The 13,201-nt window shown below is 67.7% G+C and carries 13 protein-coding genes; 4 read left to right on the top strand and 9 right to left on the bottom strand.

Annotated elements, in window-relative coordinates:
* Positions 1-8: 8 nt before the first annotated feature.
* Positions 9-818 (bottom strand): enoyl-CoA hydratase, encoded by an 810-nt coding sequence (locus tag AC5Y4T_RS14150; protein ID WP_499953853.1) that lies wholly within the window; start codon positions 816-818, stop codon positions 9-11.
* A gap of 81 nt (positions 819-899) precedes the next feature.
* The gene (trxA, locus tag AC5Y4T_RS14145; protein WP_067132756.1) at positions 900-1,235 is read right to left on the bottom strand and encodes a thioredoxin; all 336 of its coding nucleotides are present in this window, start codon (positions 1,233-1,235) and stop codon (positions 900-902) included.
* A 197-nt stretch (positions 1,236-1,432) separates the two neighbouring features.
* On the opposite strand from trxA, the gene AC5Y4T_RS14140 reads away from it, so the two are divergent.
* The 3 genes from AC5Y4T_RS14140 to AC5Y4T_RS14130 all read left to right on the top strand — a co-directional run bounded on the left by AC5Y4T_RS14140 (position 1,433) and on the right by AC5Y4T_RS14130 (position 4,982).
* Positions 1,433-3,259 carry an acyl-CoA dehydrogenase gene (locus AC5Y4T_RS14140; RefSeq protein ID WP_499953849.1) on the top strand — a complete coding sequence of 609 codons (1,827 nt, stop codon included), beginning with the start codon at positions 1,433-1,435 and terminating at the stop codon, positions 3,257-3,259.
* A 72-nt stretch (positions 3,260-3,331) separates the two neighbouring features.
* Positions 3,332-4,120 carry a DUF5666 domain-containing protein gene (locus AC5Y4T_RS14135; protein ID WP_499953845.1) on the top strand — a complete coding sequence of 263 codons (789 nt, stop codon included), beginning with the start codon at positions 3,332-3,334 and terminating at the stop codon, positions 4,118-4,120.
* Between the two features lie 121 nt (positions 4,121-4,241).
* Positions 4,242-4,982, top strand: coding sequence for a DUF5666 domain-containing protein (locus AC5Y4T_RS14130; RefSeq protein WP_499953949.1), 741 nt, complete (start codon positions 4,242-4,244; stop codon positions 4,980-4,982).
* Positions 4,983-5,024: 42 nt separating this feature from the next.
* Here the strand turns inward: AC5Y4T_RS14130 and AC5Y4T_RS14125 are convergent, their stop codons facing one another.
* The 7 genes from AC5Y4T_RS14125 to AC5Y4T_RS14095 are packed head-to-tail and all read right to left on the bottom strand — an operon-like array spanning position 5,025 to position 11,380.
* Positions 5,025-5,372: a metal-sulfur cluster assembly factor gene (locus AC5Y4T_RS14125; RefSeq protein ID WP_499919766.1), complete on the bottom strand. Its 348-nt coding sequence runs from the start codon at positions 5,370-5,372 to the stop codon at positions 5,025-5,027.
* Entirely contained in the window at positions 5,347-5,847 is a 501-nt protein-coding gene (gene sufU, locus AC5Y4T_RS14120; protein WP_499953947.1) for a Fe-S cluster assembly sulfur transfer protein SufU, read from the bottom strand. The genes AC5Y4T_RS14125 and sufU overlap by 26 nt, the downstream gene beginning before the upstream one ends.
* Positions 5,844-7,097 carry a cysteine desulfurase gene (locus AC5Y4T_RS14115; RefSeq protein ID WP_499953843.1) on the bottom strand — a complete coding sequence of 418 codons (1,254 nt, stop codon included), beginning with the start codon at positions 7,095-7,097 and terminating at the stop codon, positions 5,844-5,846. The genes sufU and AC5Y4T_RS14115 overlap by 4 nt, the downstream gene beginning before the upstream one ends.
* 2 nt (positions 7,098-7,099) lie before the next feature.
* Positions 7,100-7,882, bottom strand: a complete 783-nt coding sequence (gene sufC / locus AC5Y4T_RS14110) for a Fe-S cluster assembly ATPase SufC (RefSeq protein WP_499919764.1) — start codon at positions 7,880-7,882, stop codon at positions 7,100-7,102.
* On the bottom strand, positions 7,879-9,072 hold the full coding sequence (gene sufD / locus AC5Y4T_RS14105; RefSeq protein WP_499919763.1) for a Fe-S cluster assembly protein SufD: 1,194 nt from the start codon (positions 9,070-9,072) through the stop codon (positions 7,879-7,881). The genes sufC and sufD overlap by 4 nt, the downstream gene beginning before the upstream one ends.
* Positions 9,072-10,520, bottom strand: coding sequence for a Fe-S cluster assembly protein SufB (gene sufB, locus AC5Y4T_RS14100; protein ID WP_499919762.1), 1,449 nt, complete (start codon positions 10,518-10,520; stop codon positions 9,072-9,074). The genes sufD and sufB overlap by 1 nt, the downstream gene beginning before the upstream one ends.
* Complete coding sequence (locus AC5Y4T_RS14095) at positions 10,517-11,380, bottom strand: helix-turn-helix transcriptional regulator (protein WP_499919761.1); 864 nt, start codon at positions 11,378-11,380, stop codon at positions 10,517-10,519. Before AC5Y4T_RS14095 ends, sufB begins: the two co-directional genes overlap by 4 nt.
* An 80-nt stretch (positions 11,381-11,460) precedes the next feature.
* Between AC5Y4T_RS14095 and mptB the strand changes: the two genes are divergently transcribed.
* Entirely contained in the window at positions 11,461-13,167 is a 1,707-nt protein-coding gene (gene mptB / locus AC5Y4T_RS14090) for a polyprenol phosphomannose-dependent alpha 1,6 mannosyltransferase MptB (RefSeq protein ID WP_499953839.1), read from the top strand.
* Positions 13,168-13,201 lie beyond the last annotated feature (34 nt).

Genomic DNA, 13,201 nt, shown 5'->3' with positions numbered 1-13,201 from the left:
AAAGACGCCTATTTGTCGTCGGTGAACACCGGTGGTCGTCGTTCTGCGCGCGCGGCAACCGCTTCTTCGAAGTTGGCGGTGAGCAGGCGGACGAAAAGCTGTCCCAAGCCTTCGGCTTGCATGTGCCCTTCCAGGCTACCGGCATCCAGCCCACTCCACAGCGTGCGCTTGGTCAACTCGACGCCCGGCCGCGAGAAGGCCGATATCCGCGTGGCGATCGCGTAGCACGTGTCCAGCAGCTGCTCGTCGGGCACCTGGCAGGACACCAGCCCGATGCGCTCGGCCTCCTCCGCCGTGACGTCGCGGCCGGTCAGCATGATCTCGAACGCGCGTGACGAGCCGATGGCCCGCGGCAACAGGTAGGAAAGACCCAGTTCGCTGGCGGTCAGCCCGTTGTTGATGCCGGCGGCGCGAAAGTAGGCGTTGGTCGAGGCCACCCGGATGTCGGCGGCCAGGGCCAGGCACAAGCCGCCGCCGATGGCGGGGCCGTTGACCGCGGCGATCACCGGTTGGTGCAACCGGCGCAGCGCCAGGATGACCTCGTCGAGGATCTCCATGGAGCGCAGCGCATAGGTGGGGCGGGTCAGCTCCTCGACGTGGGGCACCGAGCCCGCGGACTTGTGATCGGCGCCGGACGAAAAGCCGCGGCCCGCCCCGGTCAGCACGACCACCCGCACCGAGTTGTCGTAGGTGACCTTTTCCAGGGCCTCTTTGAGCGGAACCATGACGTCGAACGCCATCGAGTTCATCCGCTCAGGCCGATTCAGGGTTATCAGCGCGACACCGGGTCGCGGGTGGTCTACCAGTACCAAACTCACCCATGCAACCTAGCGCGTAGCTAAATGCCGTCTCGCCCCCAGCGCGGTGTGGCCCACCGGGCCCCGCCGGTTCCGGCGGCCCTAGACTTCCGAGACGTCGAACGCGCGGACTTGCTGGACCAGATCCTCCAGGGCGGCCGGCGGCAGTGCACCGGGCTGGTTGAACAGCAGTTTGCCCTTCTTGAATGCCATCAGCGTGGGGATCGACCGGATCTGGGCGGCCGCGGCCAGCTGCTGCTCGGCCTCCGTGTCGACTTTGGCGTGCACGATGTCGGGGTGTTTCTCCGACGACGCCGCAAAGGTGGGGCCGAACTGGCGGCACGGACCGCACCAGGAGGCCCAGAAGTCGACGAGCACGATGTCGTTGCCCTCGATGGTTTCGTTGAACTTCTCAGCGGTGAGATCAAGTGTTGTCACATTTGCTCGAACGCCCGGCGGCGACGCGGTGTTCCCCGCTGCCCTTCAGAGTTCGGAATGCGGCTGTCGGCGTGCGCGCAGCTACCGCCGCATGGCGCACTACCCGGTCGCCGCTGGTTACGGTTGCGTACGTTTTCCCGCGTCGGACAGACTGAGCCTGACGATCCGCCGTCTCGAGGACCAGTGAGGGAATCGCCTTGAGCCACTACATCGCTAACGTTCGTGATATCGAGTTCAACCTTTTCGAGGTTCTCGATGTCGGCGCCGTCCTGGGCAGCGGGGGCTACAGCGACCTCGATGCGGACACAGTTCGCACCATCTTGGCCGAAGCCGCGCGCCTCGCCGAAGGTCCGGTGGCCGAAACCTTCGCCTTCGCCGACCGCAATCCGCCGGTGTTCGACCCGGCCGAGCACAAGATCACCGTGCCTGACGAGCTGGTCAAGACGGTGGCGGCGCTCAAGGAGGCCGGCTGGTGGCGGCTGGGTCTGGCCGAAGACATCGGCGGCATGGCCGCCCCGCCGCCGCTGGCGTGGGCGGTCAACGAGATGCTCATCTGTGCCAACCCGTCGGCGAATTTCTTCAATCTCGGCCCGTTCATGGCTCAGGCGTTGTACGTCGAGGGCACCGAGCAGCAGCGGCAATGGGCCGCTCATGGCGTGGAGCACGGCTGGGCGGCCACCATGGTGCTCACCGAACCCGACGCGGGCTCCGACGTCGGTGCGGGCCGCGCCAAGGCCGTCGAACAACCCGATGGCACATGGCACATCGAGGGCGTCAAGCGCTTCATTTCCGGGGGCGATGTCGGTGACACCGCCGAGAACGTCTTCCATCTGGTGCTGGCCCGCCCCGAGGGCGCCGGGCCGGGCACCAAGGGGCTGAGCCTGTTCTACGTGCCCAACTTCCTGTTCGATCCCCAGACCTTCGAAATGGGCCCCCGCAACGGGGTTTACGTCACCGGGGTGGAACACAAGATGGGCATCAAGTCCTCCCCCACGTGCGAATTGACCTTCGGCGCAACGGATGTGCCCGCTGTCGGTTACCTGGTCGGTGACGTACACCGGGGCATCGCGCAGATGTTCACCGTAATCGAGCACGCGCGCATGACGATTGGCGTCAAGGCCACCGGCACCCTGTCCACGGGTTACCTCAACGCGCTGGCCTTCGCCAAGGAACGCGTGCAGGGCGCGGACCTGACGCAGATGTCCGACAAGACCGCGCCGCGGGTCACCATCATTCACCATCCCGACGTGCGTCGCAGCCTGATGACCCAGAAGTCCTACGCCGAGGGCTTGCGGGCGCTCTACATGTATGCCGCAGCCCATCAGGACGACGTTGTGGCACAACGGGTTTCGGGTGCCGATCCCGGAATGGCGCATCGGATCGACGACCTGCTGCTGCCGATCGTCAAGGGGGTGAGCTCGGAGCGGGCCTACGAGGTGCTGACCGAGTCCCTGCAGACGCTGGGCGGTTCGGGCTTTTTGGCCGACTATCCGCTCGAGCAGTACATCCGTGACTCCAAGATCGATTCGCTCTACGAGGGCACCACCGCCATCCAGGCGCTCGACTTCTTCTTCCGAAAGATCGTGCGCGACCGGGGGGAGGCCCTGCAGTTCCTGACGACTCAGATCACCGCGACGACCGACAGCTGTGACGAGGCGCTCAAGCCGATCGCGGCGCTGGTGCAGACCGCGTTCGATGACGTGACGGCGATGACGGGCGCGTTGACCGGTTACCTGATGTCCGCGGCGCAGCAGCCGGGCGAGATTTACAAGGTGGGCCTGGGGTCGGTGCGCTATCTGCTCGCGGTCGGCGATCTGCTGATCGGCTGGCGACTGCTGGTGCAGGCCGACGTCGCCACCCGCGCGCTGGCTGACGGCGCCGAGCATGACGAAGCGTTCTACCGGGGCAAGATCGCGACCGCGAAGTTCTTCGCCAAGAACATGCTGCCGCGGCTGACCTCGCTGCGCGGGGTCATCGAGGCCATCGACGACGAAATCATGACCGTGGCCGAAGAAGCGTTCTGACAGCGCACAGCTTAGGCACAGGTTAAACGGGTAAACCATAACGTTGGTCAACCGACGAATGGAGAAACGTTGATGTCTGCCAGCTGTCAAGCGCCCCGGCTCACTCGCTTCGCGGTAGTCGCCGTCGCGGGAGCCACCGCATTGTCCCTGTCCGCCTGCGGCTCTTCGAACAATTCCACGTCCACCTCCACATCGACGTCGACGTCGACATCCACCGTCACGTCGACCACCACCTCGTCCACCCCTAACGCAGAAGCGCGCGTCATCGGGCTCATTGCCTCGGTGGCGGGCAACTCGATTCAGGTCACCAAGGAAGACAACTCAACCGCGTCGGTCAACTTCACCTCGACCACCAAGATCACCGAGGCCGTTCCGGCCGGCCTGCCGGACGTCACCCCGGGCAGCTGCATCAGCGTGAAGCCGACCGAGGGGTCGGCACCCGGCCAGGCGGTCACCGCCGCGTCGGTGAAGATCAGCGAGTCCGTCAACGGCGCCTGCCCGAAGCCCCCGCAGTCCGCGCCCGGCGGTTCGACCACCACGCCGCCGTCCCTCCCGCCGTCGAACGCGCCGACGAAACCGGCCTGGGTCCGCGGCTCGGTGGCGTCGGTGTCCGGTAACACCATCAATCTGACCAACACCGATCCCAGCGGCAACACCACGCAGACGACCGTGACGGTCGATGACAAGACCAAATACACCAAGCAGTCCTCCGCCAAGACCGACGCGATCACACCGGGCAAATGCCTGTCCGCGCGCGGAACTCAAGAGAACGGCGGCGCGCTGCAGGCGACGAGCATCAAGCTGCGACAGGCCGTCGACGGCAAGTGCGGCAAGCCCAAGCAGCCCGGCCATGGTGGCTGAATCCGGCTGACTGAGATTGCCGTCACTCCCGCCCGGACGCGGCGTGAAAACCGCGCCCGGGCGGGGTGATTGCGCAGGGCGGCGAAACGCGTGATCGGAGATGAGATCTGTGCCTGCCTTATTGAAGACCCGGCGGACGCAGATCGCGCTCGGCGTCGTCATTGCCTTCATCGCGGTGTGCGTGGCCATGTGTGGCTCCTCGCACGACACGTCGAAGACCGGCGCGCCGCCCGTCGTCACCGCGGTCCCACCGAGCGCGGCTCCCAGCGCCGCACCGCCGCCGGCGCCCCCACCACCACCGCCTCCGGTCGGCAAGGACTATGTCGAGGGCATGGTGCAATCGAATTCCGGTCAAACGGTCGCGCTTCGCACGCGGACCGGCTCCGCGACGGTGGACTACACGCCGCAGACGATCGTCATGGACGTCACCCCGGCGAAGCTGGCGGATGTGACGCCGGGCAGCTGCGTGAATGTCAAAGCCACCCCGCAGAGCGCACCGCCCCCCGGGTCCATCACCGCGCAGACGGTGACCGTCACCGCCGCCACGGACGGCAAGTGCCCGCCGCCGGCCGGCTTCTACGGCACCGTGTCCTCGGTGTCGGGCAACACGGTCGCCGTCAACGGCCTGGGCGCCGGCGGTCCGGGAACCTCGACCAACGTGACCGTCACCGACTCCACCTCATACCGGCGGCAGACCCCGTCGGACACCCAGGCGATCACGAACGGCAAATGCATTGGGGCTCAGGGGACTCAGGATGGCGGCGTTCTGCACGCCGCGATGATCAGTGTGGAGGCCTGCCCGCCGATGGGGCGCCCACACCCGCACCTGCACCTGCCTCATCTTCCGCACATACACCTCTAGGCCAAGGGGCGCCGCGGCGCGCGACTAGCGCGAAAGCCTGGCTCAGACGGTGAAGCCGAGGGCGCGCAGCTGCTCGCGGCCGTCCTCGGTGATCTTGTCCGGACCCCACGGCGGGTTCCACACCCAGTTGATCCGCAAGTCGTCGACCAATCCGGCCCCCACCAGCGCACTGCGTGACTGGTCTTCGATGACATCGGTCAGCGGGCACGCCGCCGACGTCAGCGTCATGTCGATGAGGGCGACGGTTCCGTCGTCGCCGTCTTCGACGTTCAGCCCGTAGACGAGTCCCAGATCGACGACGTTGATGCCGAGTTCGGGGTCGACGACGTCACGCATCGCCTCCTCGAGGTCGGCAAGGAATTCCTCACCCTGCGCGGTGGTGTCGCTCATCTGTAACCTCCTGAAAGTCTGCGACTTGGCCCGAATAGGCTTTGGCCAAAGCATCTTTGAACGCCATCCAGCCCAGGAGGGCGCATTTCACCCGGGCGGGATATTTCGCCACCCCGGCGAACGCGATCCCGTCGCCCAGCACGTCCTCGTCGCCCTCGATGGTGCCGCGCGAGGACACCATCTCGGTGAACGCGGCAACGGTCTTGAGCGCCTCGCCGACACTTTGGCCGATGACCTGCTGGGTGAGCACCGAGGTCGCCGCCTGGCTGATCGAGCAGCCCTGCCCGTCATAGGACACGTCGGCTACGGTTTCGCCGTCCCCGGACAGCGCGACCCGCAGCGTGACCTCGTCACCGCAGACCGGATTGACGTGGTAGACCTCGGCGCCGAACGGCTCGCGCAGCCCGCGGTGCTGCGGGCGCTTGTAGTGGTCCAGGATCACGTCCTGATACATCTGCTCGAGACGCAATGTCAGCCTCTCCCGAAAAAATCCAGGGCGCGGCGCACGCCGGCCACCAAACGCTCGACCTCTTCGGTGGTGTTGTACACACCGAACGAAGCCCGCGCAGTGGCCGCCACACCGAACCGGCGATGCAGCGGCATGGCGCAGTGGTGACCCACCCGCACCGCCACGCCCTCGTCGTCGAGCACCTGCCCGACGTCGTGCGCGTGCACGCCGTCGACGACGAAAGACACCGGCGAGGCGCGGTTCTCCATGGTCACCGGCCCGACGATGCGCACGGCGTCGATCCCGGACAGGCCCTCGATGGCCGCGGCGACCAGCTGGTGTTCGTGGGCCTGCACGCCCTCCATGCCGAGGGCGCTGAGATAGCGGGTGGCCGCGCCCAATCCGACCACCTGCGACGTCATCGGAGTGCCGGCCTCGAATCGCTGCGGCACGGCCGCATAGGTCGACGATTCCATGGTCACGGCTTCGATCATCGAGCCGCCGGTCAAGAACGGCGGCAGAGCCGACAGCACTTCGCGCCGTCCATACAAAACGCCAATGCCATTGGGGCCCAGCATCTTATGTCCCGAGAAGGCGGCGAAGTCCACGTCGAGCGCGTGGAAGTCGACGGGCTGGTGCGGCACCGACTGACAGGCGTCCAGCACGGTCAGGGCGCCCACGGCCCGGGCCCGGCTGACCAGCTCGGCCACCGGCGCCACCGCACCGGTCACGTTCGAGTGGTGGGTGAAGGCGACGACTTTGACGCGTTCGTCGAGCTCCAGCGAGTCGAGGTCGATGCGCCCGTCGTCGGTGACGCCATACCAGCGCAGAGTCGCCCCGGTGCGCCGGGCGAGTTCCTGCCAGGGAACCAGGTTGGCGTGGTGCTCGAGCTCGGTGGTGACGATGACATCGCCGGGCCCGACGGGACGCTCGAAACGCTTGTCCCCCAGCACATACGACACCAGGTTCAGCGCCTCGGTGGCATTCTTGGTGAACACCAGCTCGTCGCACTCGGCGCCGACGAACGCCGCGACGTCCGCGCGCCCCTGCTCGTAGGCGTCGGTGGCCTCCTCCATCAGCTGGTGCGCACCGCGGTGGACCGCACCGTTGGAGGTCAACAGGAACTCCCGCTCGGCGTCGAGCACCTGCAGCGGCCGCTGCGACGTCGCACCGGAATCCAGGTACGCCAACGGATTTCCGCTGCGCATGACGCGCTTGAGGATGGGGAAATCGGCGCGGATGGCCGCGACGTCCAGTGGATTCACGGAGGCCGCCATTTCTAGGCCCCGGTTGCCGCCGCTTGAGCGAAGCGCACGTAGCCGTTCTGCTCGAGCTCGTCGGCCAGCTCGGGACCGCCGGATTCGGCGATGCGCCCGCCGACGAACACGTGCACGTATTCGGGGCGGATGTAGCGCAGGATGCGAGTGTAGTGCGTGATCAGCAGGACGCCGCCGTGCTCTGTCTCCGCATAGCGGTTGACTCCTTCGCTGACCACCCGCAGGGCGTCGACGTCGAGCCCGGAGTCGGTCTCGTCGAGGATGGCGATCTTGGGCTTGAGGAGCTCCAGCTGCAGGATCTCGTGGCGCTTCTTCTCGCCGCCGGAGAAACCCTCGTTGACGCTGCGCTCGGCGAAGGCAGGGTCGATCTCGAGCGAACCCATCGCCGCCTTGACCTCTTTGACCCAGTGCCGCAGCTTCGGGGCCTCACCGCGCACGGCGGTCGCCGCCGAGCGCAGGAAGTTCGACACTGACACGCCGGGCACCTCGACGGGATACTGCATGGCCAAAAATATTCCGGCCCGGGCGCGCTCGTCGATGCTCATCGCCAGCACGTCCTCGCCGTCCAGCGTGATGGAGCCCGAGGTCACCGTGTACTTGGGGTGACCGGCGATGGCGTAGGACAGCGTCGACTTGCCCGAACCGTTGGGACCCATCAAGGCATGTGTCTCACCGGATTTCACCGTCAGGTCGACGCCGTTGAGGATTCCGATCTCGCGCTCGGATTCGGCGGCGTTCGGGTTGACGACGCTGACGTGTAGGTCCTTGATTTCCAGAGTGGTCATGAGGCTGTTGTTTCCGTCTTTTCGGTTAAGGCCAGTTCGTGTTCGATGGCGTCGGTCAGGCGTTCCCGGATCTCGGGCACCGCGATCTTGGAGATGATTTCGGCGAAGAAGCCGCGGATCACCAAGCGGCGCGCCTGCTCCTCGGGGATGCCACGGGAGCGTAGGTAGAACAGTTGCTCGTCGTCGAAACGGCCGGTGGCACTGGCGTGTCCGGCTCCGACGATCTCGCCGGTCTCGATCTCCAGGTTGGGCACCGAGTCGGCGCGTGCCCCGTCGGTGAGCACCAGGTTGCGGTTCACCTCGAAGGTGTCGGTGCCGGTGGCTTCGGCGCGGATCAGCACGTCGCCGATCCAGACGGTGTGCGCGTCGGGCAGTGCGGAGCTCGGATCGCCTTGCAGCGCACCCTTGTACAGCACGTTCGACTTGCAGTCGGGCTGGGCGTGGTCCACCAGCAGCCGCGATTCCAGGTGCTGGCCGTCGTCGGCGAAGTACAGGCCGAGCAGCTCGGCGTCCCCGCCCGGAGCGGTGTAGCGCACGTTGGCCGTCAGCCGCACCACCTCGCCGCCGAGCGTGACGGCGACGTGGCGCAGCACCGCGTCCTTGCCCAGCTTGGCGTGGTGCATGCTGACGTGCACCGCGTCGTCGGCCCAGTCCGCGAGCCACACCACGGTGAGCCGCGCGGCGTCGTCGACGACGAATTCGACGTTGTCGGCGTAGGTTCCGCTGCCCCGCTGGTCGATGACGACGACCGCCTCGGCTAGCTCCGCAACCCGGATCTGCAGGTGCCCGTAGGCCACCGCGCCCTGGCCGGGGCCGGTGACCGTGATGCCGACCGGCTCGGCGACGCGGGTGTCGCGCTCGACGGTGACCAGGGTCGCGGAGTTGAACGACGAAAACGCTTGCGCCGCAACCCGGTCGGTGGGGACCCCGCCCTGGCCGAGTCGCTCGTCGCCGCGGGAGACGGTCTCGACCCGCAGGCCGGGCCGCTCGGTGACGCTGATCCCGGCCTTGCCGGTGGCGCGCGCCGAGCCGTCGTGCAGGCCACGCAGCCGGCGCAGCGGGGTGAACCGCCAGATTTCGTCGCGGCCGTGCGGGACCTCGAACGCGTCGACGTCGAAGGAGGCGAACAGCTCGCCCTTGTTGGCAGCGGCGAGGGCCGAACCCTCAACCGCCTCGGTCAGATTCGTCACTAGCCGACCGCACCTTCCATCTGCAACTCGATCAGCCGGTTGAGCTCGAGCGCGTATTCCATCGGCAGCTCTTTGGCGATCGGCTCGACGAAGCCGCGCACCACCATGGCCATCGCCTCGTCCTCGGTCAGGCCGCGGCTCATCAGGTAGAACAGCTGGTTTTCGCTGACCTTGGACACGGTGGCCTCGTGGCCCATGGTGACGTCGTCCTCGCGGATGTCGACGTAGGGGTAGGTGTCGCTGCGGCTGATCGTATCCACCAGCAGCGCATCGCATTTCACGCTGGAGCGCGATCCGTGCGCGCCCTTGTTCACCTGCACCAGGCCGCGGTAGGAGGTGCGGCCGCCGCCGCGCGCCACGGACTTGGACACGATGTTGCTCGACGTGTTCGGCGCCAGGTGCAGCATCTTCGCGCCGGTGTCCTGGTGCTGGTCTTCGCCGGCGAAGGCGACCGAGAGCACCTCGCCCTTGGCGTGCTCGCCGGTCATCCAGACCGCGGGATACTTCATGGTGACCTTCGACCCGATGTTGCCGTCGATCCACTCCATGGTGGCGCCGGCCTCGGCGCGGGCCCGCTTGGTGACCAGGTTGTAGACGTTGCCCGACCAGTTCTGGATCGTCGTGTAGCGAACGCGCGCATTGGGTTTCACGATGATCTCGACCACCGCCGAGTGCAGCGAATCCGACTTGTAGATCGGCGCGGTGCAGCCTTCGACGTAGTGCACGTAGGAGCCCTCGTCGGCGATGATCAGCGTCCGCTCGAACTGGCCCATGTTCTCGGTGTTGATCCGGAAGTAGGCCTGCAGCGGGATGTCGACGTGCACGCCCTTGGGGACGTAGATGAACGAGCCGCCGCTCCACACCGCGGTGTTCAGCGCCGAGAACTTGTTGTCCCCGGCCGGGATCACGGTGCCGAAGTACTCCTGGAAGATCTCGGGGTGTTCGCGCAGACCGGTGTCGGTGTCGAGGAAGATGACGCCCTGCGCTTCGAGGTCCTCGCGGATCTGGTGGTAGACCACCTCGGACTCATACTGGGCCGCGACGCCGGCCACCAGGCGCTGCTTCTCGGCCTCCGGGATGCCCAGCCGGTCATAGGTGTTGCGGATGTCCTCCGGCAGGTCTTCCCAACTGGCGGCCTGCTTTTCGGTGGAGCGCACGAAGTACTTGATGTTGTCGAAGTCGATGCCGCCCAGGTTCGAGCCCCAGTTCGGCATCGGCTTGCGGTCGAAGATGCGCAGCGCCTTCAGCCGCGTCTGCAGCATCCACTCGGGCTCGTTCTTCTTCGCCGAGATGTCGCGGACGACCGCCTCGGACAGGCCGCGCTGGGCGCTGGCACCGGCGACGTCGGAGTCCGACCAGCCGTAGCCGTACCGCCCCAGGGAGGCGATCGCCTCCTCCTGGGTCAGCGGCGCGGTAGCCGTCTTGCTGGCCTCGGGTGTGAGTGTCATCGAGACGCTCCTTTGATGCTCGTGGTGTCGGTCATATGGCGCCGCTCCTCCTCATCGCTACGCTCTGCATCGTCGCCGGCGCGGCGCGGGCTGGGCGCCTGAGTCAGGGGTACGTGCGTGGTGCAGGCGCAGTCGCCGTTGACGATGGTCGCCAACCGCTGGACGTGGGTCCCAAGAACCTCGGCCATGGCCTGCTGCTCGGCCTCGCACAGCTCGGGGAATTCCTCGGCCACGTGCGACACCGGGCAGTGATGCTGGCAGATCTGCACGCCGTGGATCGGCCCGCCGACTTGCGTGGTGGTGGTGACGTAGCCGGCCTTGGTCAGGGCCGTGGCGATTCGGTCGGCCGCCGCCTCGACGTCGGTGTCCGCCGCGCTGTCGGCTGCGGCAACGTCGGCCAGGATGGTGTCGATGCGCTGCCGGGCGAACGCCTGCACCGCCTCTTCACCGCCGATCTCGCGGAGCTGCCGCATGGCCGCCGCCGCCAGGTCGTCGTAGGCGTGGTCGAGCTTGGCCCGCCCGGCCGGGGTCAACCGGTAGCGCTTGGCGGGACGCCCCCGTCCCACCTGCTGCCACGCCGCGGCCGCCGTGGACTCGGCATCGCCGGCCTCGATCAGGGCGTCGAGGTGGCGTCGCACGCCGGCGGCCGCCAGACCCAGCCGGTCACCGATCTCGCCCGCGGTGATCGATCCGGACTCAAGCAGCAGGCGCACGATCGCGCGGCGGGTGTGACCATCCGGCACCGGCGCGCCGACGTCCGCCAGGCCGGGAGCGACGTCGCCCCGCCCGGTGGCCCCATCGAGGCTCGTTCGGATTTTCACAACACCAGTGTGACGCAATTCCGGGGATCGGTCTAGCAAGGGTCCCCTGTCCTGGCGTTGCGATGGTCACACTAACGGCGACGCAATGACCCGTTGCATCCGGCGGTTACGCTGCTCTGATGGCAGCCCGCCACCACACGCTGAGCTCATCGATCGCGAGTCTGCACGGCGACGAGCAAGCAGTGGGCTCGCCGCTGAACAATACCGAGCTCACCGCGCTGCGCCGCACCCGGCTCTTCGGCGCGACCGGCACGGTGGTGATGGCGATCGGCGCGCTCGGCGCCGGCGCCCGGCCCGTCGTCCAGGACCCCACGTTCGGCGTCCGGCTGCTCAACCTGCCGTCGCGGATCCAGACCGTGTCGTTGACCATGACGACCACCGGCGCGGTGATGATGGCCCTGGCCTGGTTGATGCTCGGCCGGTTCGCGCTGGGGAACCGGCGGATGTCGCGCGGCGACCTGGACCGCACCCTGCTGCTGTGGGTGCTGCCGCTGTTGATCGCCCCACCGATGTACAGCAAGGACGTCTACTCCTATCTGGCGCAGAGCCAGATCTCCTTGGAAGGCCTGGACCCGTACCGGGTGGGCCCGGCCTCGGGGCTCGGCCTGTCCCACATCTTCACGCTCTCGGTGCCGACGCTGTGGCGCGAGACGCCAGCACCGTACGGCCCGCTGTTCTTGTGGATCGGGCGCGGCATCTCGGCGATCACCGGGGAGAACATCGTCGCCGCCGTGCTGTGTCACCGGCTGGTCGAGCTGCTGGGGGTGGGGCTGATCGTCTGGGCGACGCCACGGCTGGCCCGGCGCTGCGGCGTCGCGGAGGTCAGCGCGCTGTGGCTGGGGGCGGCCAATCCGCTGCTGATCATGCATCTGGTGGCCGGCGTGCACAACGAGGCGCTGATGCTGGGCCTGATGCTGGCCGGGGCCGAATTCGCGTTGCGCGGCGTCGATGCCCCGCGGTTGCTGCCCGTGTCGTGGTCGCGGCCGGGCCCGGACTGGGAGCCGCTGGGGATGCTGGTCGCCGGCGCCGTGCTGATCGTGTTGTCGTCGCAGGTGAAGCTGCCGTCGCTGCTGGCGCTGGGCTTCGTCACGATGGCGCTGGCCTACCGCTGCGGCGGAACCGTGCGCGCGCTGCTGCTGACAGGCGGCGGCATGGCGGCGCTGTCGCTGGCGGTGATGGCACTGGTGGGCTGGGCCAGCGGCCTCGGATTCGGCTGGATCTACACGCTGGGCACGGCCAACGTGGTGCGCAGCTGGATGTCACCGCCGACGCTGCTGGCGCTCGGCACCGGCCAGGTGGGCATCCTGCTGGGCCTGGGTGATCACACGACGGCGGTGCTGGGCCTGACCCGTGCGATCGGCGTGCTGATCATCACCGTGATGGTGGCCTGGTTGCTGCTGGCCGTCTTCCGCGGCCGGCTGCACCCGATCGGCGGGCTGGGCGTCGCACTGGGCATCACGGTGCTGTTGTTCCCCGTCGTGCAGCCCTGGTACCTGCTGTGGGCGATCATCCCGCTGGCCGCCTGGGCGACGCGCACCGGCTTCCGGGTGGCGGCCATCGTCATCAGCCTCGTCGTCGGGATCTTCGGCCCGACCGCCAACGGCGACCGGTTCGCGCTGTTTCAGATCATCGACGCCACCCTGGCCAGCACGGTGATCGTCGTCGCGCTCATCGGGTTGACCTACACCCGCCTGCCGTGGCGCCGCCCACCGGCCCAGGGCGCCGGGGCCGGCGGCCAACCCGGCATCGACACGGCGGCGACGCCGCCCACACCGTCGCCCCCTCAGCCGGCGCCGGCGCACGACGCCTACGCTGATTCCACGTGAGCCGCGCCGACGACGATGCAGAGCGAAGCGATGA

It is taken from the genome of Mycobacterium sp. NGS11 (genome assembly GCF_059813315.1).
The sequence above is the reverse complement of the archived record's forward strand: the minus strand, read 5'-3'. Positions and strand labels throughout refer to the sequence as shown.

What these genes read in the sequence shown, in the direction of transcription:
- sufC (WP_499919764.1), bottom strand. Translation starts at nt 7,882, where the DNA reads ATGACCACTCTGGAAATCAAGGACCTACACGTCAGCGTCGTCAACCCG.
- AC5Y4T_RS14125 (WP_499919766.1), bottom strand. Translation starts at nt 5,372, where the DNA reads ATGAGCGACACCACCGCGCAGGGTGAGGAATTCCTTGCCGACCTCGAG.
- AC5Y4T_RS14115 (WP_499953843.1), bottom strand. Translation starts at nt 7,097, where the DNA reads ATGGCGGCCTCCGTGAATCCACTGGACGTCGCGGCCATCCGCGCCGAT.
- mptB (WP_499953839.1), top strand. Translation starts at nt 11,461, where the DNA reads ATGGCAGCCCGCCACCACACGCTGAGCTCATCGATCGCGAGTCTGCAC.
- AC5Y4T_RS14135 (WP_499953845.1), top strand. Translation starts at nt 3,332, where the DNA reads ATGTCTGCCAGCTGTCAAGCGCCCCGGCTCACTCGCTTCGCGGTAGTC.
- sufB (WP_499919762.1), bottom strand. Translation starts at nt 10,520, where the DNA reads ATGACACTCACACCCGAGGCCAGCAAGACGGCTACCGCGCCGCTGACC.